The sequence below is a fragment of the Mycobacterium xenopi genome (genome assembly GCF_009936235.1).
Lineage (GTDB): Bacteria > Actinomycetota > Actinomycetes > Mycobacteriales > Mycobacteriaceae > Mycobacterium > Mycobacterium xenopi.
Map to the genome: position 1 here is coordinate 4,141,604 of NZ_AP022314.1, position 21,080 is coordinate 4,162,683.

The window sequence follows — 21,080 nt, forward strand, 5'->3', positions numbered from 1 at the left end:
GCGTCCCGCGACGACTCGACCGCTAATTGAGAGATGCGATTTGATCGCTGTGTAAGGACATGCCGGCGTGGTCGTCTGCTGGGTTGGTAGGGATGACAACGATCACGGAGGTGGCTGTGAGCCAACAGGTCTGGGCCGGTGTCGATGCCGGAAAGTCCGACCACCATTGCGTGGCTATCGATGCCGAGGGTCAGCGACTGCTGTCGCGACGGGTGGCCAACGATGAAACCGCACTGCTGGAGCTGATCGACGCGGTAACGGCGCAGGCCGACGGCGGTGACGTTACCTGGGCGATCGACCTGAACGCCGGCGGTGCCGCGCTGCTGATTACCTTGCTCATCGCCGCCGAACAGCGGCTGCTCTACATTCCCGGCCGCACCATCTACCACGCCTCGGCCGGCTACCGCGGCGACGGCAAAACCGACGCCAAAGACGCCGCCGTCATCGCCGACCAAGCTCGGATGCGCCGCGACCTGCAGCCGCTGCGACTCGGTGATGACATCGCGGTCGAGCTGCGCATCCTGACCGCTCGGCGCACTGATCTGGTAGCCGACCGTACCGGGCGATTAACCGGCTGCGTGCCCAGCTGCTCGAGTAGTTCCCCGCCCTGGAACGCGCCTTCGACTACAGCACCAGCAAGGCCGCGTTGATCCTGTTGACCGGCTACCAAACCCCCGACGGGCTGCGCCGCGCCGGTGCTGCCCGCCTGACAGCCTGGCTTGCTAAACGTAAGGCTCGCAACGCGTCTGCTGTCGCAGCCAAAGCTATCGAGGCCGCCAACGCCCAACACACCACCGTGCCCGGCCAAAATCTCGCCGCCGCCATGGTCGCTCGCCTGGCTAAGGAGGTGATGACCCTCGACACCGAAATCGACGCGACCGAAACGATGATCGAGGACCGATTTCGCCGCCACCGCCACGCCGAAATCATCCTGAGCATGCCCGGCTTCGGCGTCGTGCTCGGCGCCGAGTTCCTCGCCGCCACTGGCGGCGAGATGAGCGCCTTCGACTCCGTCGATCGCCTTGCCGGCGTTTCCGGGCTGGCACCGGTACCCTGGATTCCGGGCGCATCAGCGGCAATCTCAAACGCCCCCGTCGCTACGATCGGCGCCTGCTGCGCGCCTGCTATCTGTCCGCCCAAATCGCCATCCGCACCGACGCTGCCTCGCGCACCTACTATGACCGCAAGAGATCCCAGGAAAAACCCACACCCAAACCGTGCTCGCCTTGGCCCGTCGACGCCTCAACGTCCTTTGGGCAATGCTGCGCGACCACCAGACCTATCAACCCACCACACCTAAAGCTGCGGCGGCTTGACAACTTCATTGAGAATCTCCTTAAGCATTGGTGGATAGGGAAGGATCCGGCGCGCGCCCGAGCAGGCGGGTGAAGGCGTCTACCGACGCCTCCAGGCTTGGTGGCCATTCGGCCTGCCAGAGGCGCAGCGGGACGTCAGCGAGCGGGTCGAACCGACTGGCCAGTCGCGGGTACTCGCGTGTGCGCCACCCACGCAATCGGTCGTCGCGCTTAGCGAACGCCAACAGCCGAGCGATCTGGTCCTCTTGAACCTCGGGTGGTGCGCCGCCCCGGACCCGATCCCATTCATCAGGCTGTGGCGGCCGAGGGCGAATGGACGTTCGCCATATTCTGGCTCCAGCCTCGCAATCGCCGCGTTGACCCGACGGCAGTTCTCGCATGCGAGCCACGACCAGCGCGATGTGCCACCCGCTGTCGCCCGAAAGCAGATGATGCACAGGTCTTTCGCACGCGAAACATCGCAACCCTCCCACCGCTCGGGCGCATTCTCGTGGCGGCACGACTGCCACCTGCCGCCCACGGGACCACGCAGGCCGCCGCATGGAATGTGCACGGACAACTCGGTAATGCGGGCGCGCAACGCTGCATCGGCTGCACTTAGATTCCGCTCGGCCATGGCTGTACTCCTGTTGCCAGGCCTCCACTGCGGGAGGCGCTCTTGCCGGCACCGGTCGGTACCGACCGCTTCGTCATCCGAGCCACCCACGAGCGTGGGGTTGGCGTGCCGTCCAGTCGGAGCTTGGCGACGGCATCTCGTGAAGCTGACGGAATGGTAGCGCACTCGACCGACATGTTGGTTCGAGTTCAGGCACTGCCGTCCGCGGCCCCGTGGTCGTAGCGGCCGTTGAGTAGCGCGGACACCGTGGCCGGCCGCCACCGGCGGCCTTTGGGGGTGCGCTGACCCGCTGAGTTCAAAACTCGTGCCGTGGCCACTTGTGTGACGCCGCAGTCGTGCACCAGCCAACGGACGTAGCGCTTCAGCATGGGCTGGCGCTGCGCCCACGGCAGTGTTGGCGCCGGAAGTACCGGCGGCCAAGTATTTTCGGTCCGCGAAGCGGTGCTCGCACCGGCGGGAACGCGTCGCACCGTCGCCATGACCGGTGCTGGGGCGCCGGCGGCGACAAGGGCCAGTTCGATTTCCCGCCGAAGGCTTTCGACTCCCGCGGCCGCCAGAGCGGCATTGTCGAGGTCGTCGACAGCCTGGACTTCGCGTCGCAGCGCGAAGTCGACTTCGCTGTACCCACCAGTGGCCGGGCACGGCGCGAGTTCCCGGCCGAACCGAACATTCAGACCGTGGCGCTGCAGCACCAGGCTCAGGCGCCGCCAGTGCTGCTCACGTCCGAAATCTGGCCCCGGGAAAGGTAGCCAGATGTCCATCCGGTCCGCGATGGCGCGCGCCAGCGCCGACACAACCGCGTCGACCTGGGTCAGATCGTCGTTCGACGCTGCCTCTCCCGGGGAGAACGAGAAGGCGTCGGTGATGGCGCACGCCTGCTGCGCCGCAAGTTCGGCCATGGCGTCGCGGTGCCGCACAGTGTCGTCGTCACTGAGCAGGATGACCTGAGATTCCGCCGGTGAGTGGTCCCCAAAACGTGCCATGGCTACCTCCAATGTCCGAAGCCTCCACTTGGAGGCGCTCTTACCGGCGCCGGTCGGAGCCGGTCGCTTCGTCATCCGAGCCACCCACGAGCGTGGGGTTGGCGCGCCGTCCAGTCGGAGCTTGGCGACGGCGTCTCATGAAGCTGGCACAAAGGTAACGCGGGGCACTGACAACTTCGGTTGCTCAGCCCGACAGCACCGACGCCACCGTTCCGGATAGGTACTTCAGCCCTGTAGTCGACAGTTGTGCCTCGTCAACCAAATACTTCCAACTCGGCTCCCGCTCGCCGAACTCGCCACGCGGGTGCATGAGTTGCTCAGGTGCAGCTGGCATCCCGAGAATCGGATCAGGTGTCGAGAACATCAGATCGCGATGAACCCGAGCTCTTCGGCGACCTTTCGTTGGGCCTGATCGCGCGATGCGAACGCCTTGGGCTCGCCGCGATCCAGCAGCGGTGGAACAACGATTGCGGCGACGGCCAAGTGCCACGCATCCATCGCTCGCAGCCCATGTCGGCGAACAAGTTCAAGAGCGTGCTGCTCAACCTGGTCTTGTGGCGCGGCGAGGACGATCACCGGGCCGGTGAGGTCCGCGTCCAGCAGCGCGAGCAGCCCCTTCTCATCGCCGCGGCCGCCGCGCGCGGCGCGGACCAATGCGCCCGAAACTTCGATCCTTGTCCAGGTCCCGGTGACGGTGGCGATCTCTGGGTCGCCGAGCAGCGCGATTGCCTGCTGGTGTCCATCCTCATCGACAAGGTAAGCGCGAGCCAGAACCGAGGAGTCCAGGTAGGCGATCACAACCGCTCGCGCTCTTGCGCAAGCAACCGATCAATTTGCGGGCCAAGGCCGCGCGTCGTCTCGGTAATGCGCTGCCGCCTGGTTGCGCTCACGGGGCGAGCGTCGACGGTGCGCAACGTGCCTGCTGCTGCGGCGGCGGCGCGTAATTGGCTTCGCCGGTCGCCGCTGTCGGCGTCGGCCGCGGCGTCGAGGATCTCGGTCGCCAGCGCGTTCACGCTACACATTTCACGCGCGGCACGAGCGGCCAGCCGCCGGTGCAGCTCTTCAGGTATTCGCAGTAGCAGCTGCTTCATGGGTACTGATGCTATCACATTATAGGCTATGATAGCGCCATCCGAATTGGTCAAGCTGGCGCTCGGCCGGCTTGATGAGGCGGTCCAGTGATCTCCGGCGCCGTCGGGACAGGGGCGGCACAGAGGTCAGCGGTCACGCCGAGGCGAAGGATCGGGAAGGCGCCCAGATGCCGTTCCACCAGCGCCGCCCCCAGATCCAACCGCGGTGCCCAAAGAACTTTGGTGAGGACGTACATCATTGAAGCCCTGCCGGAAACAGGTGCAAGCTCCTGCGCACTCAGAGAGCACTATCGAACACCGGTTGATAAGTCACGAAGTCAGTTGCTTGGACGCCCAGTACTCGCGGAGGCTGGCGATCCGATCTCCCTCGAACTCCAAGATCGCGACCTCGCGCATCAGCTTGCGTTCGCCCGCAACGAGATCGTCGAAACGCACTTCCCACTCGGCGACGGCGGTGGTGCCATCGAGGTAGAGGTTAAGGAGCTCAGCCTGGATGTTGGCCTGTTGCGCGACAACCTTGGTCTGCCAGTATTCACGGATTCCGGCCTCGTTGCGAATCGGTTCCTGCAAGACGCGCTCATGATAGGTCGCGGTAGGGGTGAAGATGGTCACGATCAGACCAGCATCCTGAGTGGTCCATGCGCGCAGGTAAACGTCGATGACCTTGCGCACGTCGTCCTTTGTCAAACTCATCGATTCCACCGATAGATATTGCACGCCAAGGGATTTCCGCTCAATAGGTCACCTATCTCCCCTGTAGCAAAGCATACATTTGCGACCCTTCAGGGTACTGGCATCACCGCTGCTCTCCCCAGCCACACGTTTCATACCGCGAGACAATCACCGCACCAACCCTCGCTGCGCCAGCGTGCGTTGCCGACATCGTGTGTCACTTCCGCCCAGCGCGGTGCCACCGGTCTTGCATGGATTCATCGGCTACATCTACACATGGAAAGCGATCACATAGCCGGCCGGGATCATAGCGAAGTACATGGCTATGCCGACCGGAATGCCGGTCAGTGGAGTCCGGCGGAAATGTGCAGCCACAGCTGCGCCGACAACACCCGCAGCGAGGCCCGCGAATAGGCACATCCAAGGAATCATCACGAGCATGTTTTGACCGCGTGCAGTGAGCTCGCATACCTTGTCGGTGCTGCCCTCATGACAGTTGTCGGTGGCCATCGCGAGCGGCAGCATCAGCACGATACCCACCCCAAAACCAAGTATTCCCAAGGCCCGAGCACTCCAGCGAACCACGCCCAGTGCTTCGCATACCGCCGGGAACGTTCGTCGACCATGGCGTCGGCCTTCTTGGCGCTGTAAGGCATCTATCAGTCGATCCGACTCTCCGGGCAGACCGCGAAGGAGTTGTCTCGCGCGACCTCTGGCCCACGGAACCAGGCCGCTAGGGCCATTACCGCTCTCTGAGCTTCCACGACAGAGAGGGTAATTGCCTCGGCATCAGCGCACCAACAAACCCCTCCTGCGCGCGCGTTTCCGTCATGCCTGACGGCAAGGCATGGCTCACGCCACCGCATCTGAGCGCGTGGTATAGGGAATCGATTTTACAATCGTCACAACAGCTCGTTGACCGGGAAACAGGTCGGCCGCTGTGAAAGCAAAAAGCCCATCGCTTTTCGGTAGCCGACAACCTAGGTGTGAGACGGTGCTAGGTCGGCCAGTATGGCGAGGTCTTCAATGACGGTGCACCGCTCATCGGTGTCGAACGCGTCATCGTCCACCATGGCCTGAACAGCGGCATGGAGCTCGCCCGGCTTTGCGGCCCTGGGCCGCCATCTCGACCAGTGTGACGACGGCGGGGATTTCTTCACCATGGGCGTTTTCGTTGCTGCTTGCTGGCAACGGCGGGAAGGGCTTTGGGTTCCTTTAAGTAGCCGGATTCTGACGCGAAGCCTCGCCCGCACTCCTCAAGCCAGGCCTAGAAAAACCACGAGCCGCCTGGAGACCTCTAGCATCTCTGCGTCAGAGACGTTCCCGATGAGCTCACCTAGCTTGGACCGGGGCATCGTGGTCACCTTGTCGAGCATGATGCTGCTCGGCGCAGCCAGCCCGTTGAGTTCGCTCGGCGAAAGCGGGACTCGCAGCAGCGGAATCTCGGTGGGATCGCTCGTCAGCGGACAGACGGTAATCGACGAGGTCGCATCAAACCGATCGTCCTGGACTATGACCACCGGGCGCGGTTTGCCGGCGTAATGCCTGCCGCCAGCAGCCGTCCAGAGCTCTCCGCGTCTCACTCCTCCTCGCCGTCATCAAACGACGAGATCGCGTCGACGAATGCCTGATCATCACCCTCATAAGGGCTGGCTGCCGCCAATGCCGACTGACGGTGAGCCTCAGCCGCGAATCCTGGCGCTCGGACATCGGGAACCCAGATCTGTACCGGGCGCAAACCCTGCCGGCGCAAACGTTCCCGATAGTCAGCGACCCGTTGACGAACTTCACGCTCAGGCACACTGCAATGTTACATGTAACAGCGGCAAACTGCACTCGGAGCTACCTTGGTTCGGATTCGAGCCACGACGTGACGATGGTTGATACTCGGTTCCACGTCCGGGGGCGTTTCGCACTCGCCGCATCACCGCCGCGAATGGCCCTACCAGTGCGCAGGCGCGAGCGTTAGCATCCGGTGCTTGCCCGCAGGGTGCGGCACGCTTGGTGGAGACCTACCGCGGACAAGCGTGTGATCCTGCGGCGAAATGCGGTACGCGGCAGCGTATGAACGTTGTCGAAGTTGACGAAGCAATCGCTTGGCACGCCGTCCTGAACCGCCGTCAATTCCAGTTCCGACACCAGTCCCCTGCGGGTTCGGGTCAGCGCGGTGACGAGATCCCTGGTGAGAACAAGCACGGGGCGATCACCGCCAGGGGTGGCGGCGAACCATAATTCACCGTGCCGCATCGGCCCAGTCAGCCCAGTCCTCTGCGGGGCCCCAATCGGCGACCTCGGCGAGCGCCCTTTCCTCGTCCGTCATGGGGTGCTCGATGTACGCGCGCACGTCCTGGTCGGCTGCAAGCTGAGCCAAATGGTGGCGCAGCGCATCGCGAATGAGCTCAGACCGCTCGACGTGCAGCCGCCGCGCCCACTCGTCGATTGCGGCCGCGTCCGCGTCGTCGACCCGAAAGCTGATCATCGTCATACCAAGACTCTATTCTGTATGACGCGTAACTGCCCCGCAGTTTGGATCACTCGGCATGGACGAAGGTGTGCTCACCTTGCTCCCCGCGCGCCGACGCCGACGCCGACGACGACGCCGACGCCGGTGGTGTACTTAAGTCCGTTCGACGCGCGCTGAGATGCTGTTGAATTACCCTGCGCGAACAGCTATTTCGATGGAATCGAACAGCCGCGATTTCGATCTGTTATCCCAATTCGGTCGGCGGTAGCGTCTCGAGCAGCTTGGGGAGGTCTTCGGTCACCGTCTGCCACAAAATGTCGATGTTGATATCGAAATAGTGGTGGATGAGGCGATCACGCATGCGGGCGGCGGCAGCCCACGGCACACCGGGTTCGGCGGCTTGGAGTTCGGGGCTGACGTTCTTGGCGGCTTCGCCGACAATTTCAACGAGTTTGGTAACCGCGAGCCGAAGTAACTCGTCGTTGTCGAGGTCTTCCCGCCGTCGCCCTGCACAATAGGCCATGGCTTTTGACGCAGCCTCCGTGAGGTGCCGCAGGCGGATTTGGTCGTCAGGCCGCATAGACCGGGCGTGCGGTCGCGACCACGTCGTCGCGGAAGAATGGGCTGAGGTCTTCGTACGTCCGAAGTTCGACCTCTCGGCCAAGCGCGGCTTCGAGCTCCAGTTCCATCGCTGCGATTTGCAGGAGGCCTGGAGTACGGCCGGGAAGAAACTCGACGAGCATATCGATGTCGCTGGAAGGACCAAAGTCCTCGCCCAGTACCGACCCGTATATTGCGAGTCGTCTGATCCCCCAGCGCTTAGCGAAGCTGTCGAGCACGGAATCCTCGATCGTCAGCCCAGGCCTGAGTTGCACACAATAATCATGCCGCACCGACACCACGGCGCGCGATACTCCGAATCCACATCGCCATGTCCATCCCATCCATGCTGCACAGATCGAGGATGAGCGGGTTAGCGATTTCGGCTGTTTGAGACGAACGGTGCAGTCGACCGGTCGTGATGCCGTATGCGATACCACATTCGTGACGACGTCCCCTCGACCGCCACGGTGCCGGTGTGGCTGCTGTGCCAGCAGTCAGTTGTCGGTGAAGTCACGTCGAGCCGCCCGCACCGAACGACGGTGGCGCGGCTGACTCCGCAGTGCCCCAGACCATGTTGGGAGTCGCGGACAGTGAGAACGCCACATCACCGCCGGTGCGGATTATCGACTCCGGCAGATATGTCTGATCGCTGGGCTGGCCGTCGATCGCTAACCCGCTGATGTACTTCAACCCGTTCGACGCGCCGGGCGCGGAGATCCTGATGAATTTCCCAGCCGGAAGCGCAATCTCGGCACGATCGAACAGCGGCGTATTCACGGTGAGAATCCCCGTCCCCGGCGTAATCGGATACACGCCCAGCGCTGCCCACACATACCAGCTCGACATCGCGCCGAGGTCGTCGTTGCCCGGCTCGCCCTCAGGCGTCGCCCCGAACAGTTCCCTGCGCACTCGGTCGACCGTCTCTTGCGTCCTCCACGGTTGACCGACGTAGTTGTACAGCCACGGCACCGCGAAGCTCGGCTCGTTGCCGATCCACATATACGGCTCGTCCGGCCCCGCGTTGAGCTCCGCCGTGAAGCGGTCCAACCGCTCTGCAACGGCCTCGCGACCACCCGATGCCGTGACCAAGCCAGCGACGTTGTGCGGCACCATCCACGTGTACTGCGCGGCGTTGCCTTCCTCGAACCCGTCCTGCCCCAAGTCCGAAGTCGGGCCGCTGAACCCGGGCCACGGGAGGAAAATACCGTCGGCGCTGCGCGGCGTAGCGTAACCGGTCAGCGGATTGACCACGTTGCGCCAATACTGCGCCCTGTTCTGAAACTCGGCAGCAATCACCTTGTCGCCTAATGCGTGCGCTAATCGCGAGATGGCGAAGTCGTCGACCGACCACTCCAGCGTGATCGACGCACCGTCGATCCCATGATCGCCGCGAAACTCCTCGGTCTGCGGCGCGTAGCGGTGCTCCAAGTACGTGGCGATTCCCGGCCGCTCCACGTAGCCGTCCCGCCCCACACCGCCGTCGCTCGCCGCCTTCAGCATGTAATACAGCGCTTTCTTGACGTCAAAGTCCTTGGCCCCGAACATGTAAAGATTCACGACCAGCGGCACCACACTGTCCCCGGTCATCTCCCCGGTCGCCGAATTCGCCAACGCCCACCGCGGCAACGACCCACTCTGTTCAGCGTCGTGCACCAGCGATTGCGCCATGTCACTGGCCCGCTCCGGAAACACCAGCGCCTGCAGTGCCGCCAGGCAGCGGTAGGTGTCCCAGTCGGAGAAGTTCGCATACTGCGTGTGCCCCCGAGCCACCGTGTGCACCAAACCGTCGAACCCAAGGTAACCACCGTCAGCGTCGTTAAACGTGTTGGGGTGCAACAGCGAATGGTAGAGCGCAGTGTAGAACGTCTTCACGTCGTCGTTACCAGCACCGGCCACCCTGACGCGCGACAACGCCGCATTCCACTGGCTCCACGCCGCAGCGCGCACGTCGTCGAAACCGCCGCCCCCCTCGGCAGCAAGGTTGGCCCACGCCCCGTCCACACTCACGTAGGACAACGCGGTGTGCACCTCGAGCACCGTGCCCGGCGGAAACTCCACCCATCCCCCGCTCCACCGCGAATCCGCGCTGCGGGCCCCGGCGAACACCGAGTTGCCGTCGAACGTGCCGTAGGAGATGAAGGGCCGGCTGAACTTCATCGCGAAATACACTGTGTAGCTGTTGTTCTTGCCGCAGAAGTCGCCGGTGGTTGCTGATCCGGTGATGGTGGTGTTGTCCTCGCCGATCCGGATGCTCGCCGCCGAATTGCCCGCCAACGACCCGCCGGTGCGTACATGAAACAGCGCCGGCCGACCGTCGCGAGGGTAGGTGAACCGGCCCACGCCGGTGCGGGTCGTGGCGGTCAGTTCGGCGGTCACTCCGGTGTCGGGGAAGCGCACCCTGTAGTAACCCGGCGTACCAATCTCGGTGTCGTCGTGGGCGATTCGCTCCCAAGCCCACCAGGGCTGCTCCCCGATTGGAGTGGTGGTGGGCAGCATCGGGATGTCGCCGAACGCGTTACAGCCCACCGAGGCGTGGGTCATGGAAAACCCGGTGGACTGGTCGTTGTCGTGGTCGTAGCCGGCGTAGGTGTCGGTGGTGTCGGGCGAGTACTGCACCATCCCGAACGGCACCGAAGCTCCGGGGAAGTTGTTGATCTCCCCGCCCGTTTCGCTCGACCCAGTGCCGATCAGCGTGTCGACGTGCCCGGCCGGATTCACCACGAACGCCGGCTCCTCGGCGTGGGCGGCGACCGGAGCGCCGGCCAGCATCGCAAAGACAAGCGTCGCCGCTACGAAAGCGGTCAGCGGCCTTCGTAACGGCATAGCTGTCTCATACTGGATCGCCGCCTCTTGCGATGGTGTTTCGAGGGGGCAAGTGCGTCCCCGGACGTCAGGCAGCGTCCGACTGCGGCACCATCGTCGCCGCTTCGGACTCGGGCGCCTCACCGAATCGGGCCAGGACCAGCGCTCCGGCGACTGCTACGGCGAATCCCGCGACCACCATCCAGCCCAGGCCTTCGCGCGTGCGGTCCCCGAGCCATACCACGCCGACGATCGCCGGCGGGACGGTTTCACCGATGACCATCCCAGCGACGGCCGTGGTCACGGAACCGCGCTGCAAGGCCGACGTCAGCAAGAGAAACCCTGCGGCCCCGCCCGCGGCCACCGCGTAGACGGCCGGGTTGGTGTAGAAGGCGGCGGTCGTGGGATCGATCGGATCGACCAGGCGTACGCCGATCTCGACGACGCCGAACCCGGTCCCGGCGCCCAGCCCCAGAAACAACGCGCGCGGCCGCTCGCCCAATCGGCCTCCGGCTGCGGCGGCGACCAACACTGCGGCGACCACCCCCGGCAATGCCCACTCCAGTCCAGCCGGGCCGTGCCCGGAGCCCTCCGGGCCGGCAGCCAGCCCGAGCATGGCCAGGCCCACACAGACGACGCCCACCGCCGCCCACTCGACTGACGACAGGCGCGCCGACAACGCCCGTGATGCCACGATCGCCGTGACCGCCAACGAGGCGGCCAGCGCGGCCGCGACGACATAGATCGGCACCAAGCGCAGCGCCACCACCTGGCACAGAAAACCGAGTGTGTCAAGGCCGAAGCCCGCGACATAACGCCACTGCCGCCCGGCGCGCAACAGTAGCGCAGCGTCGACACCCGAGCCGTTGCCGGCCGGCACCGATCGCGTTGCCACGGCTTGCAACACCGTCGCCGTGACGTAGCACACCGAGCAGGCAACAGCGACCAGCAAGCCGATCAGCACACCCCGACGATACGAGACAGCTCACCCGGTTGCGCAGTGAACTTCTGGATCGCTGGGCGCGACGGCGTTGGCATGGCTCCCAGCTGGCGACTACGAGCATGCGCTGCAGCTGTGGCCGGAGTTCGCCGCAAGCGATCTGGTGACCGACCCCGACTGGCCGCTCCGCATGCGCTGTATTGCCGTGCGCTGCAACAAAAGCTGGTCGAGCTTGCCGAGGCGTTTGCCGCGTGGTGCGCGGAGCAGGGTCAACGACCTGATTCGGCAGAGGCCCGCGCCTCGTTGAACAGGTCGACGGTGAACGAGACAGCGATTGCGGCCGTCTGGGCTCAGCCCGTGCAGTCGACCGCGATTTCGAGGGCTTCGCAGATTTCGCGCATTCGGGTGTCGGAAAGTCGCCCAAGGCGGCTGACCAAGACCGCTACTGACACGCTTTCGACCGAGTCAAGATTGACCGCCGAACGGCGCGGGATTGGGTCGGATCCAGGTTCCAGAACAGCTTCGCTGGCGAGTCCACGAATCGTTGTCGTGCATGGCGCGACGAGGGCGCGTCGAAAACGCGGGATCGCCGCGTCACGGGACAGGACAACCACTGGGCGACAACCGATCTCGGCCAGTTCGCACCACCACACCTCGCCACGAGCCGGCCACGCGTTCACGAACGGCCGGCCGCCCGTCGCCACGATGCCAAATCGCCCCACTCGTCGGGCTCCTCAGGCGCGGAGTACCCCAACCTTCCGCCGAACAGATGTGTTGTGCAACGTCAATGCAAGCCTCGATCGGCGTGACGAACGTGTACTTGACGCCGCGCAGCCATATCTGGTCGGCCCTGCGGGCCTGCCCCGCCGCGGATTCGCGACGCAAAATGGCCACGTCGTCGGTAATACCGCGCAGCAGCCGAAGGACTCGAGCCTCATCGACCACGGCGCACCGCTTCGGCAAACTCCTTGTGGGCGCGAGTGATTCGCGGAGTTCGTCGAAGTAGATCTTGCGCGTCGTCGCTTCCCAAGCCACCCGGGTGGGCGGGTCTTTTTCGAATAGCAGCGTGCCGTGCAGCGCAACTTTGCCCGCGAGTTCCAGTGGAGCGTTGTCGAGGACGAGCAGGTCGACGCCTGCGGGCAGCAAAACCTCGAAGGCCGCCGGTGGCCGCTGTCCACCGAAGTATGCGGCGATGTCGACGTCGGAGGTTGGCCGCGCCGTGTTGTTCGCTCGGCTGCCGTGCAGGTAGGCGAACGCGGCGCCGTGACACCGCAGCGCCTCGACGGCCTCCGCAATTCGCGTCGCGACGTCGCTCATGTCTGGAATTGTCTCATCACCGTTCGGGCGATGCGGGGAAGCGACGTCCTCGACAGGCTTGGCGTCACGGCCGATGCGCATGGCGTCATGCGCGTTGATCTGGTCGAAAGCCCCGTTCGCGGCGGCGGGGCACGACGGTGGCCAGACCGCGACTACCTACACTGACCGATCGTGGGCATTCTGGTCGGGTTTGCGCCGTGGATCGTCTATTGGGTGCTTGTCGGCAACATCCCTTTCATCGTGGCGGTGCTCGTGGCACTAGCGATCGCCCTCGCCGCACTGGCGATCGCTCGCGGCCTACTCCAAATCGCCTCCGCCGCAGCTTTTCTGGTGCTGGCGGTGCTTACGTTCACGCTCAGCCTAATGTTCTTGGAGCGGTGGATCCTGCCGCTGGGCAACGCCGGGATCTTCCTGGTGGCGCTTACCAGCATGGTGATCGGCAAGCCGTTCATGCGGGAATCAGTGACCGCCCACCTGCCCGCCGGGCTGACCGACAGCGAATTGTCTGACCGGATCGCCACGCTGCTGACCTGGCTGTGGGTCGCCGTGTTCGCCGCGATGACGGTGTCGTCGTTGATCCCGCCCGTCCTGGATGCCGACGCCTCCATCCTCGAACGCAAGACGCTCCTGTCGTTCGCCGGCTACTGGGCCATCCCCTTTGCGCTCTTCGGCTTGGCGGCGCTCGCCTCGCCCATGCTGCTCGCCCGCATGACCGCCGGTGCGGCCGACGCCGTCCGGAAGACCTCGTTTGTCGCCTACAGCGAAGCCACCATCGACGAGCTGTACTACCTCGCCCAGGAACACGCCAACCGCGAAGCCGGTCCCGGCCACGAGGCCTACGACGTCAAGGTCGGAGCCAAGGGAGAGCCGCTGACCGGAGACGAGTCCCGCAAGTCGTGGCCCTCGACCTACAAGGTGCGCGAGCGGCGGCGCTAGGGATCGACGAGGTTGCGGAAGCGGTGCGCCGGGTGCACCGACGCGCCCATGCTGCGGACTCGATCGGTCAACGTCCGGTCCGAGGTGACGACGCAGATGTCGTGCGGCTGCGTATCGGCGCCGACCAGCCGGACGATCTCGTCGTCGGCTGAGTTGGCGGCCGCCACGGGCGCATACGCCACCTCGATCGTCGCCGCGCGGATGGCCGCCGACGGGGGCCGCTCGAATACCACCGTCACCTGCTCCCCCGTGGTCGACGCCCAGCGGTCCAGGCTGTCTACCAGCGCCACCATCGCGCGCCGACGATCCTCCCACCAGCCGTCCGGGCGGGAGCCGATCACGTTCATGCCGTCGACGATCCAGCGCACACACTCACGGTACGGCCCCTCCTCCCGGCTGCCCCGGGCCTGTTGGCAGACTATGGCCCATGGCACAGATAACGTTGCGTGGAAATCCGGTCCATACGGTTGGCGAACTCCCGGCGGTGGGCTCTCCTGCCCCCAGCTTCACCTTGACGGGCACCGACCTCGGTGAGGTCAGCAGCGACAAGTTCCGTGGCAAGCCCTTGCTGCTCAACATTTTTCCGTCCATCGACACCCCGGTCTGTGCGGCCAGCGTGCGCACCTTCAACGAACGCGCCGCCGGCAAGGGCCTGTCCGTGTTGTGCGTGTCCAAAGACCTGCCGTTCGCCCAGCAGCGCTTCTGCGGCGCCGAGGGCATCGAGAATGTCGTCACGGCATCGGCGTTTCGCAGCAGCTTCGGCGAGGACTATGGCGTCACCATCACCGACGGTCCGATGGCCGGACTGCTGGCACGCGCCGTCGTCGTGATCGGCGCCGACGGCAACGTCGCGTACGAGGAACTGGTGCCCGAAATCGCCACCGAGCCCAACTACGACGCGGCGCTGGCCGCGCTGGGCTAGCTCGAAGGCTTGCCCGACCCGCGGCCATGCCTGCCGCGGCCGCGGGACCCTATAGCCGTCGCGCCGACACGAACAAACTGCGCGGCGCCGAGTCTTCGATGTCCGCGGGCGGGCGGCCGTAGCGGGCCATCAGCTCCTCGGCCGGCACCACCGACACGTCCCAGCCGTGGCGGCGCAACCAGTCACCGACGTCCTCGCGCTCCTCGAAGTACCACAGCTCCTGGACATCCGGGATGTCTTGCTGCAGGTCGAGTTTCGCTGCCAGGGCACGGTAGCGCTGCATCTGGGCTCGCTGCCGTTCACGCAACTTCGGGTCGGTGAAGCCGGGGCCGGGCGCCTCGACGGCGATGCGGCTGCCCGGCACGCTCAGGGCGTGAACCCGCTCGAAGAGCAGATCCTGGGCGGCGGCCGGCAGAAACGGCAGCAGCCCCTCTGCCGACCACACGCTGGGCGCCGAAGCGTCAAAACCTGCCTGCTGCAACGCTGCCGGCCAGTCGTGGCGCAGATCGACCGGGACAGTGACCAGGTTGGCCGTCGGCTCATCACCGCGTTGCTGCAGCGTCGACGACTTGAACTCCAGCACCTTGGGCTGGTCGAGCTCGTAGACCGTCGTCCCGTCCGGCCACGGCAGCCGCCACGCCCGCGAATCCAGCCCGGCCGCCAGGATCACCGCTTGGCGCACACCGGCCTTGGTGGCGTCGACAAAGAACTCGTCGAAAAACACGGTCCGCGAGGCCATGTAGTTGACCATCGACCGCATCCGCAGCGGAAGATCGGGCTCGGCCTCGACGATCTCCTCGGGCAGCTGCGGTGCGGCGAACCAGCTCCACATGCCCTCCCCGGCAGCGTCGAGGAACACCCGCGCGAACGGGTCGCGGACCAGCGGGTTGTCGCTCTCGCTTTCCGCCGCGCGTGCCGCAGCCACGCCCAGCGCCGTCGCGCCCACGCTCTCGGTGATGTCCCAGGTGTCGTTGTCGGTTCGTGCCACCGTCGCTCCTTATCTACTCGTCGGCTCACGCCACAGTACGCCGACTATCTGGCATGCTGTTTCGATTGTTTCAATCGAAGACCGTGCGGGGTAGCATGGACGCATGCCCACCGCCGTTGCCCCGCTCGTCCAGCAGGTCGCCGAGCGCGCAGAGAAGGATTCCGGATTCGCCGAGGTGCTCGATGCCCTGCTGGAGGCGCCGACCGCCCCGCAGGGCACGCTCGAGCGCATCGCCGCCGCCCGGTTGAACGACAAGCGCCGCGCCGCCCTGGTGCACGAGTTCGTCGGCGGTTCGCTGCCCACACCGCACGTGCAAGCGCGGCTGGGCCTGAAGTCGCCGCAGGCGGTACACCGCCTGCGCAGCCGCGGCAAGCTGCTGGGGTCCGCGGTGGGTAACCAAACCTGGTTTCCGGCTTGGCAATTCGACGGCGACCGGCTGCGGCCTGACCTGCCGCGGATTCTGGAGTTGTTGGCGCGCTTCACCTCTGATCCATTGGCAGCCGATCGCATCATGCGCCTGAATCACGACGAACTGGGCGGCTCGTCGATCGCCGAGGCGCTGCTCCGGCCGAAGACCGCCGAGACCGCGTGGCGGATGCTGACTGCCGTCGGTGCCTGAGCTTCCCGCCGGCTATCAGGCGCCCTTACCGGCGGATCGGCCGGTCGGCCTGCGCCGTCGGCGCGTGTCCGCGGGCACCGAACTGTGGCGCGTCGACGCCACCGCGCCCGCGGAGTGGACGTGGCAGGGGTTTCCGGAGGCGCTGTTCCGGTTCGATCCCGAATCCGGGTCATTTCGAACGCGATACGCCGCAGCCAGCCTCGTCGGCGCATTCCGGGAACGATACCGGCCCACCGGACTGGTGATTCCCGCCGACCACGCTGCCCACCACGTGGTGCGGCTTGTCGCCGTCCGCCACCTGCGGGTGCTTGACCTGCGCACCGAGGCCAACCTCGATGCGCTCAGTGTCGACGACCAGATCAGCACCGGCCAGCATCCCGAGGTGTGGGACACCTGCCATCGGCTCGCCGACGCGGTCAAGCGGTGGTGGAGTGACCTGGACGCCATCGTCTACCGGCCGCGCACCACCCCCGAGACGTCGGCCAACTTCGCGTTCTTTGCCCTCGATGCGTTCAGCCCGGAGTCGTGGCCGCTTGCCGAGCGGGCCGACGTGCTCATCGAACTTGTGTTGCGGCACGGCTTTACGGTCAGCTGGGACGTGGGCGGCGCGTAGCCGCTCACGCACGGCAGGATGGTCAGGATGGTAAAGCGTCCACCGCGGATCGGACGCAATACCCTGAAACGTCGGCGATCCAGCGTCAGTATCGAGGCCGGTGAGCGCCACCCGGAAAGGAGCAGTGACATGCCCGCACCCCTCAGCACGACCGATCGCAGACAGCGCACCCGCTCGTTCGCGCGGGTGCTTGGGCCATTTATCGCCGTGGTTCCCGCGGTCGTCGCGATCAGGGCGGGAACCCTGCGCGACCAGTTGTCGAGCTTCTCGGAAGACCCGATGTGGCCCTGGGTACTGGGTGCGCTGCTGTTCCTCGGCGGGCTGTTCGTCGTTGCGTTTCACCAGTATTGGCGCAGCGTTGCCGCGGTGATCATCTCACTGTTCGGCTGGTTCCTGCTGCTGCGCGGTTTGACATTGCTCGCCGCGCCGCAGTTGATCGTCAACGGAGCCGAATCCGCGACCGAAACGTCAAGTGCCGCCGTCATTGTCGTGCGGGTCGTGTTCGGGCTGCTCGCACTGTGCGGTGTGTACCTGGCATACGTGGGGTGGCTGAAGAAGGTCGACTGACCCAAGACCGTCACGGCGCGTGTGGTGAAGCGCAAGGACGTCCGGCAGGCCGAACTGCTCGACCAGGTACTGGCGCTGTTTCTCGAACACGGCTACGAAAACGTCAGCCTCAACGCCGGGGTTGCGGCGAGCTACCAGGTCAAGATGGCCATGGGCGCTGCTGAACAGGTCGCGGCGATGACGTCGCTGCTGCGGCTGCACAACCAGGCCCTGTTCGAACGGATCGTCGCCATCTGGGAGGACCTGTTCAAGTAGAGGCGATGCTCGCGCGCCTCGAGCCCGCCCGCCGTTAGACCCCGGCGTCCGGCAACACGCCCCCACGCAGGCCGATTAGTCCTACGGTGTTGGCATGACAGAACAGTCACCGGTAATCACCGAATCGCATCCACCCGAAGCCCTGCTTCGCGTCGTCAACCCCATCCTGCGGTCGCTGCTGCGTACACCGCTGATGGGTCCGGCGCGCAAACAGCTGATGGTGTTGAGCTTCAAGGGTCGAAAGACCGGGCGCCAGTATGCGATTCCGTTGAGCGCTCACCGGATCAACGACATTCTCTACGCACTGACCGGCGCGCGGTGGAAGCACAACTTCCGTGACGGCGCCGACGCCCAGGTTTTGCTGGACGGCAAGACCATCGCCATGCGCGGTGAGCTGATCGAAGACCGTGGTGTCGTCGCCGATCTGTACCGGCGCTGCTCGGAGTCCTACGGCGTCAAGGGTGCCCAGCGCATGATCGGAATCAAATTCCGCGAGCAGCGGATTCCCACGCTCGACGAGTTCGCCGAAGCGGTCGACCGGCTGAAGTTGGCCGCCATCCGGCTGACACCCGTGGCTTAGAGCTGGTCGCGCAGCCGCTCCACGCGGCCTAGCAGCTTCGCATAATGTGAACCGGCCCAATAGATCTGCCCACAGTCGGCGCAGCGGCTGAATTCGTCGTAGTAGCGGCGGGTCAACGGCTCGAGCTGGTCGATCACCTCGTCCTTGGTGACCGGCGCCAGCGCGCCGTTGCACCGCACGCACCGGGTCAGCGGAGCCAGCCGCTCGCGCAGATCCAACCGCCGCAACACTTCCAGCGTCTGCTCTTCCGGGTCGTGGGCCCGCACGAACAGGCCATGGGTGATCGCGCGACGCTTCAATAGCGCACGGTCTCGAGTCAGCAGAATCCGCTGCTGGGCCAAGCTGATATCGGCCAAGGTGTCATCGTCGGCGTCGCCGGAGAACCACACGTCGAAGCCCAGCACCCGCAGCAACCGTGCGAGCCCACCCAGGTTGACGTCGACGACGAAGCGTGGATCGCGCAGCGGTTCCGGCCGCAGTCTGGTCGTCGACCCGATGTCGAGCGCCTCGAACACCGGGTAGGCGGCGATGCGGTCACCCGTTTGTGGGCGATGGGCGAAGTCGACCGGTTCGCCGTTGACCAGGATGAGGTCGACCTCGGTGTGCGGGATGCCCATGGCCTCCAGCACGTCCTTGACGGTCTGATGGCTGCGGAACGGCCGACGCAGCGTCAGACCACGCGACTGCGGGTCCAGGAAGTCGTTGAGCTCGGCGTATGCCCGCACCTCCACATAGCCGGCCATGCCCCATGCTCTCCCGCCGTCTCGACCAGGCGCAATCAGCTCACCCCAGGCCTGCGCCCGGCGCGGCACGGGTGCGGGTGATGACGGGCTGCTGATAGCCCGCCTCGTGCACCGCCCGCCGCACCGCCTCGGCGACGGCGTCGACGCGCTCGGCCGGCACCAAGGCGATCACGCAGCCGCCGAAGCCGCCGCCGGTCATCCGGGCCCCGAAAGCGCCGCCCTCGACGGCGGCGTCGGCGATGACATCGATGTGGTGGGTGGTGATTTCGAAGTCGTCGCGCATCGACGCATGCGAGGCGGTCAGGATGCGGCCGGCTTCGCCGAAATCCGAACCATTTAGTGCGGCGACGAAGTCGAGTACACGCTGGTTTTCGGTCAGCACGTGGCGGGCGCGGCGGGCGTCGACGGGTTCGGTGACGCTCGTCAGCGCTGACAAGTCGTCGACCTCACGCAGCGACGACACCCGCAGGTCCGCCGCGGCACGGTCGCAGGACGCGCGACGGGCGGCATATTCGCCGTCGGCGTGACTGTGCCGGGCCCGCGAGTCGATCAGTAGCAGCGCAACCCCGCACGCGTCGGGATCGAACGGCACCGGCCGCACCGTCAGAGCGCGAAAGTCGATCAGCAGCGCCGTCGACCGCTGCCCGAACAGCGCGGCCAGTTGGTCGAGTAAACCCGTTGGCGCGCCCACGTATTCGTTTTCGGCGCGCTGAGCAAGCTGGGCCTGCTCGATGCGCTCGATGCGGACATCGGCCGCTGACGTCAACGCGCCGAGCACCGCGCACCCCAAGGCCGCCGACGACGCCAGGCCCAACCCGATTTCGACATCGCTGGTGATCGACATGGCCCCGCCGGGCACGGGTGCCCGGCGGCGCGCAGCGCCCACACCACACCGGCCACATAGCCGCCCAGCCGCTCACCTCACCGGGTGCGGTGTCGAGCGGGATGCGCACCGTGCCGTCGGCGCGGTCGCTGCACACGGTGATCGCGTCGCTTTGCTGGGCCGTGAACGTCGCCACGGTGCGCTGCGGCAGCGCGATCGGCAGCGCGAATCCCAAGTTGTAGTCGGTGTGCTCGCCGATTAGGTTGATCCGTCCCGGCGCGGCGTATCGCACGCTCATGCCAGTTCTCGCAACCGCGCGGCGACGTCCTCGGGCGTCACGTCGCTGATGAACGCATCCATCGCCGACTCCGAGGCTGCCAGATATTTCAGCGCGGTCGCGCTGCGCCGGATTGACATCAACTCGACGTGGAAGTAGCCCTCCCGCTGGGCGTCGGTGTCGGAGAACTGGTGCAATGCCGACATGTACGGCAGCGGAGCAGAGTACATGCGGTCGAATCGACGCAGCACGTCAAGATAGAGCTGGGTGAACTCGTCGAGTTCGGCGGCGTCGAGTTCGATCAGGTTGTGCGCGAACCTGTTTGGGTAGATGTGCACCTCGACCGGCCAGCGCGCGGCGAACGGCACGAACGCGGTGAACAGCTCGGTGCGCGCGACGACCCGGCCGCCATCGGCTACCTCGCGTGCCAACAGGTCGTCAAACAGGTTGCTGCCGTGTTGTTTTCGATGCTGATCGGCCTGTTGGAGCATGGTCGCGGTGCGGGGGGTCAAGAACGGGTAGCCGTAGATCTGCCCGTGCGGATGGGTCAGTGTGACCCCGATTTCCTCGCCGCGGTTTTCGAAGCAGAACACCTGCTCGACCTCGGGACGGGCCATCAGCTCGGCTGTGCGGTGCCGCCACGCCTCGACGACGAGCCGGGCATGCGCGACGTCTAGCGCGGCGAAGGAGCCGGTGTGGTCGCTGGAAAAGCAGATCACCTCGCAGCGGCCATGCCCGGGCAGCGGCACGAACCCGTCGGGCGCCCGCGGTGCCGGGCCACCAGCACCGGACAGGCTGGGGAACCGGTTTTCGAACACCACGACGTCGTAATCGAGGGCGGGCACCTCGCTGGTGAGCCCGGTCGGACCCGGGCACAGCGGGCATTGATCGGGCGGCGGCTTGTAGGTGCGGTCTTGGCGCAGCGCCGCGATGATCACCCACTGCCCGGTTGT

Annotated in this window: 26 protein-coding genes, 5 pseudogenes and 2 riboswitches; of the genes and pseudogenes, 9 read left to right on the forward strand and 22 right to left on the reverse strand. The window is 65.6% G+C overall.

The genetic code is table 11. The features are described from left to right. Positions 1–110: 110 nt before the first annotated feature. Positions 111–1,316: pseudogene (locus MYXE_RS19735) on the forward strand (IS110 family RNA-guided transposase). A gap of 649 nt (positions 1,317–1,965) precedes the next feature. Next, positions 1,966–2,077, reverse strand: a riboswitch (SAM riboswitch). Between the two features lie 43 nt (positions 2,078–2,120). Here MYXE_RS19735 and MYXE_RS19745 read toward each other — a convergent pair. The 15 genes and pseudogenes from MYXE_RS19745 to MYXE_RS19810 all read right to left on the reverse strand — a co-directional run bounded on the left by MYXE_RS19745 (position 2,121) and on the right by MYXE_RS19810 (position 11,511). After that, on the reverse strand, positions 2,121–2,915 hold the full coding sequence (locus tag MYXE_RS19745) for a hypothetical protein (RefSeq protein ID WP_085195281.1): 795 nt from the start codon (positions 2,913–2,915) through the stop codon (positions 2,121–2,123). A gap of 31 nt (positions 2,916–2,946) precedes the next feature. Then, positions 2,947–3,058: riboswitch (SAM riboswitch) on the reverse strand. A gap of 41 nt (positions 3,059–3,099) precedes the next feature. Beyond that, complete coding sequence (locus MYXE_RS19750) at positions 3,100–3,249, reverse strand: hypothetical protein (RefSeq protein WP_169714198.1); 150 nt, start codon at positions 3,247–3,249, stop codon at positions 3,100–3,102. 29 nt (positions 3,250–3,278) lie between these two features. Then, positions 3,279–3,713 carry a type II toxin-antitoxin system VapC family toxin gene (locus tag MYXE_RS19755; RefSeq protein ID WP_083088679.1) on the reverse strand — a complete coding sequence of 145 codons (435 nt, stop codon included), beginning with the start codon at positions 3,711–3,713 and terminating at the stop codon, positions 3,279–3,281. Further along, complete coding sequence (locus MYXE_RS19760) at positions 3,710–3,928, reverse strand: hypothetical protein (RefSeq protein ID WP_232061658.1); 219 nt, start codon at positions 3,926–3,928, stop codon at positions 3,710–3,712. The genes MYXE_RS19755 and MYXE_RS19760 overlap by 4 nt, the downstream gene beginning before the upstream one ends. A gap of 21 nt (positions 3,929–3,949) precedes the next feature. Continuing rightward, a pseudogene (locus MYXE_RS25380) lies at positions 3,950–4,006 on the reverse strand (hypothetical protein); the annotation flags it as partial. Positions 4,007–4,315: 309 nt separating this feature from the next. Next, positions 4,316–4,699: a nuclear transport factor 2 family protein gene (locus MYXE_RS19765; protein ID WP_085195307.1), complete on the reverse strand. Its 384-nt coding sequence runs from the start codon at positions 4,697–4,699 to the stop codon at positions 4,316–4,318. Positions 4,700–4,948: 249 nt separating this feature from the next. Next, the gene (locus tag MYXE_RS19770) at positions 4,949–5,218 is read right to left on the reverse strand and encodes a hypothetical protein (RefSeq protein ID WP_085195275.1); all 270 of its coding nucleotides are present in this window, start codon (positions 5,216–5,218) and stop codon (positions 4,949–4,951) included. Between the two features lie 716 nt (positions 5,219–5,934). After that, a complete protein-coding gene (locus tag MYXE_RS19775) occupies positions 5,935–6,261 on the reverse strand; it encodes a type II toxin-antitoxin system PemK/MazF family toxin (protein WP_003919576.1) in 327 nt (108 codons plus the stop codon). Then, entirely contained in the window at positions 6,258–6,479 is a 222-nt protein-coding gene (locus MYXE_RS19780) for an antitoxin MazE family protein (protein ID WP_085195272.1), read from the reverse strand. The genes MYXE_RS19775 and MYXE_RS19780 overlap by 4 nt, the downstream gene beginning before the upstream one ends. A 164-nt stretch (positions 6,480–6,643) precedes the next feature. Then, entirely contained in the window at positions 6,644–6,925 is a 282-nt protein-coding gene (locus MYXE_RS19785) for a type II toxin-antitoxin system PemK/MazF family toxin (RefSeq protein ID WP_085195270.1), read from the reverse strand. Continuing rightward, positions 6,912–7,157, reverse strand: a complete 246-nt coding sequence (locus tag MYXE_RS19790; protein ID WP_085195305.1) for a ribbon-helix-helix protein, CopG family — start codon at positions 7,155–7,157, stop codon at positions 6,912–6,914. The genes MYXE_RS19785 and MYXE_RS19790 overlap by 14 nt, the downstream gene beginning before the upstream one ends. Positions 7,158–7,386: 229 nt before the next feature. Beyond that, a complete protein-coding gene (locus tag MYXE_RS19795) occupies positions 7,387–7,665 on the reverse strand; it encodes a HepT-like ribonuclease domain-containing protein (RefSeq protein WP_202799498.1) in 279 nt (92 codons plus the stop codon). Positions 7,666–7,711: 46 nt separating this feature from the next. Beyond that, entirely contained in the window at positions 7,712–8,017 is a 306-nt protein-coding gene (locus MYXE_RS19800; RefSeq protein WP_085195266.1) for a nucleotidyltransferase family protein, read from the reverse strand. 244 nt (positions 8,018–8,261) lie between these two features. Beyond that, positions 8,262–10,568, reverse strand: a pseudogene (locus tag MYXE_RS19805) (GH92 family glycosyl hydrolase); the annotation flags it as partial. A 67-nt stretch (positions 10,569–10,635) separates the two neighbouring features. Beyond that, complete coding sequence (locus tag MYXE_RS19810; RefSeq protein WP_085195262.1) at positions 10,636–11,511, reverse strand: hypothetical protein; 876 nt, start codon at positions 11,509–11,511, stop codon at positions 10,636–10,638. 58 nt (positions 11,512–11,569) lie between these two features. Between MYXE_RS19810 and MYXE_RS19815 the strand changes: the two are divergent. Beyond that, positions 11,570–11,787 (forward strand): annotated as a pseudogene (locus MYXE_RS19815) (hypothetical protein); the annotation flags it as partial. A 50-nt stretch (positions 11,788–11,837) separates the two neighbouring features. Here the strand turns inward: MYXE_RS19815 and MYXE_RS19820 are convergent. Both MYXE_RS19820 and MYXE_RS24060 read right to left on the reverse strand, forming a co-directional pair. Beyond that, positions 11,838–12,167, reverse strand: coding sequence for a type II toxin-antitoxin system PemK/MazF family toxin (locus MYXE_RS19820; RefSeq protein WP_003919584.1), 330 nt, complete (start codon positions 12,165–12,167; stop codon positions 11,838–11,840). Then, the gene (locus MYXE_RS24060; RefSeq protein WP_197904876.1) at positions 12,082–12,804 is read right to left on the reverse strand and encodes a nucleotidyltransferase domain-containing protein; all 723 of its coding nucleotides are present in this window, start codon (positions 12,802–12,804) and stop codon (positions 12,082–12,084) included. The genes MYXE_RS19820 and MYXE_RS24060 overlap by 86 nt, the downstream gene beginning before the upstream one ends. Positions 12,805–12,975: 171 nt before the next feature. Between MYXE_RS24060 and MYXE_RS19835 the strand changes: the two genes are divergently transcribed. Beyond that, on the forward strand, positions 12,976–13,740 hold the full coding sequence (locus MYXE_RS19835) for a hypothetical protein (RefSeq protein WP_085195260.1): 765 nt from the start codon (positions 12,976–12,978) through the stop codon (positions 13,738–13,740). Here MYXE_RS19835 and MYXE_RS19840 read toward each other — a convergent pair. Then, on the reverse strand, positions 13,737–14,108 hold the full coding sequence (locus tag MYXE_RS19840; RefSeq protein ID WP_081485262.1) for an NYN domain-containing protein: 372 nt from the start codon (positions 14,106–14,108) through the stop codon (positions 13,737–13,739). The two genes, MYXE_RS19835 and MYXE_RS19840, sit on opposite strands and share 4 nt — an antisense overlap. Positions 14,109–14,167: 59 nt before the next feature. On the opposite strand from MYXE_RS19840, the gene tpx reads away from it, so the two are divergent. Further along, complete coding sequence (tpx, locus tag MYXE_RS19845) at positions 14,168–14,662, forward strand: thiol peroxidase (protein WP_085195258.1); 495 nt, start codon at positions 14,168–14,170, stop codon at positions 14,660–14,662. 49 nt (positions 14,663–14,711) lie between these two features. Here tpx and MYXE_RS19850 read toward each other — a convergent pair whose 3' ends face one another. Beyond that, positions 14,712–15,650 carry a class I SAM-dependent methyltransferase gene (locus MYXE_RS19850; protein ID WP_003919589.1) on the reverse strand — a complete coding sequence of 313 codons (939 nt, stop codon included), beginning with the start codon at positions 15,648–15,650 and terminating at the stop codon, positions 14,712–14,714. A gap of 103 nt (positions 15,651–15,753) precedes the next feature. Here MYXE_RS19850 and MYXE_RS19855 point away from each other — a divergent pair, with 103 nt between their 5' ends. The 5 genes from MYXE_RS19855 (at position 15,754) to MYXE_RS19875 (ending at position 18,284) form a co-directional block, all read left to right on the forward strand. Beyond that, a complete protein-coding gene (locus MYXE_RS19855) occupies positions 15,754–16,269 on the forward strand; it encodes a hypothetical protein (RefSeq protein WP_003919590.1) in 516 nt (171 codons plus the stop codon). Next, positions 16,262–16,882 (forward strand): hypothetical protein, encoded by a 621-nt coding sequence (locus tag MYXE_RS19860; RefSeq protein WP_003919591.1) that lies wholly within the window; start codon positions 16,262–16,264, stop codon positions 16,880–16,882. Before MYXE_RS19855 ends, MYXE_RS19860 begins: the two co-directional genes overlap by 8 nt. 129 nt (positions 16,883–17,011) lie before the next feature. Then, positions 17,012–17,449, forward strand: a complete 438-nt coding sequence (locus MYXE_RS19865) for a hypothetical protein (protein ID WP_003919592.1) — start codon at positions 17,012–17,014, stop codon at positions 17,447–17,449. Between the two features lie 24 nt (positions 17,450–17,473). Further along, positions 17,474–17,704, forward strand: a complete 231-nt coding sequence (locus tag MYXE_RS19870) for a hypothetical protein (protein WP_039889599.1) — start codon at positions 17,474–17,476, stop codon at positions 17,702–17,704. A gap of 94 nt (positions 17,705–17,798) precedes the next feature. Further along, on the forward strand, positions 17,799–18,284 hold the full coding sequence (locus MYXE_RS19875; protein ID WP_003919594.1) for a hypothetical protein: 486 nt from the start codon (positions 17,799–17,801) through the stop codon (positions 18,282–18,284). On the opposite strand, the gene MYXE_RS19880 is transcribed toward MYXE_RS19875, so the two are convergent. The 3 genes and pseudogenes from MYXE_RS19880 to galT form a co-directional block, all read right to left on the reverse strand. Next, complete coding sequence (locus MYXE_RS19880; RefSeq protein ID WP_003919595.1) at positions 18,281–19,027, reverse strand: Mut7-C RNAse domain-containing protein; 747 nt, start codon at positions 19,025–19,027, stop codon at positions 18,281–18,283. The two genes, MYXE_RS19875 and MYXE_RS19880, sit on opposite strands and share 4 nt — an antisense overlap. A gap of 40 nt (positions 19,028–19,067) precedes the next feature. Continuing rightward, positions 19,068–20,148 (reverse strand): annotated as a pseudogene (locus MYXE_RS19885) (galactokinase). Then, a complete protein-coding gene (galT, locus tag MYXE_RS19890) occupies positions 20,145–21,065 on the reverse strand; it encodes a galactose-1-phosphate uridylyltransferase (RefSeq protein ID WP_415624496.1) in 921 nt (306 codons plus the stop codon). Before galT ends, MYXE_RS19885 begins: the two are co-directional and overlap by 4 nt. Between the last annotated feature and the right edge of the window lie 15 nt (positions 21,066–21,080).

Excerpts from the sequence above, each read along its gene's own strand:
- MYXE_RS19765 (WP_085195307.1), bottom strand. The coding sequence starts at position 4,699 with ATGAGTTTGACAAAGGACGACGTGCGCAAGGTCATCGACGTTTACCTG.
- MYXE_RS19865 (WP_003919592.1), top strand. The coding sequence starts at position 17,012 with ATGCCCGCACCCCTCAGCACGACCGATCGCAGACAGCGCACCCGCTCG.
- MYXE_RS19855 (WP_003919590.1), top strand. The coding sequence starts at position 15,754 with ATGCCCACCGCCGTTGCCCCGCTCGTCCAGCAGGTCGCCGAGCGCGCA.
- MYXE_RS19880 (WP_003919595.1), bottom strand. The coding sequence starts at position 19,027 with ATGGCCGGCTATGTGGAGGTGCGGGCATACGCCGAGCTCAACGACTTC.
- MYXE_RS19785 (WP_085195270.1), bottom strand. The coding sequence starts at position 6,925 with ATGCGGCACGGTGAATTATGGTTCGCCGCCACCCCTGGCGGTGATCGC.
- MYXE_RS19790 (WP_085195305.1), bottom strand. The coding sequence starts at position 7,157 with ATGATCAGCTTTCGGGTCGACGACGCGGACGCGGCCGCAATCGACGAG.
- MYXE_RS19750 (WP_169714198.1), bottom strand. The coding sequence starts at position 3,249 with ATGCCAGCTGCACCTGAGCAACTCATGCACCCGCGTGGCGAGTTCGGC.
- MYXE_RS19875 (WP_003919594.1), top strand. The coding sequence starts at position 17,799 with ATGACAGAACAGTCACCGGTAATCACCGAATCGCATCCACCCGAAGCC.
- MYXE_RS24060 (WP_197904876.1), bottom strand. The coding sequence starts at position 12,804 with ATGAGCGACGTCGCGACGCGAATTGCGGAGGCCGTCGAGGCGCTGCGG.
- MYXE_RS19795 (WP_202799498.1), bottom strand. The coding sequence starts at position 7,665 with ATGGCCTATTGTGCAGGGCGACGGCGGGAAGACCTCGACAACGACGAG.
- MYXE_RS19745 (WP_085195281.1), bottom strand. The coding sequence starts at position 2,915 with ATGGCACGTTTTGGGGACCACTCACCGGCGGAATCTCAGGTCATCCTG.
- tpx (WP_085195258.1), top strand. The coding sequence starts at position 14,168 with ATGGCACAGATAACGTTGCGTGGAAATCCGGTCCATACGGTTGGCGAA.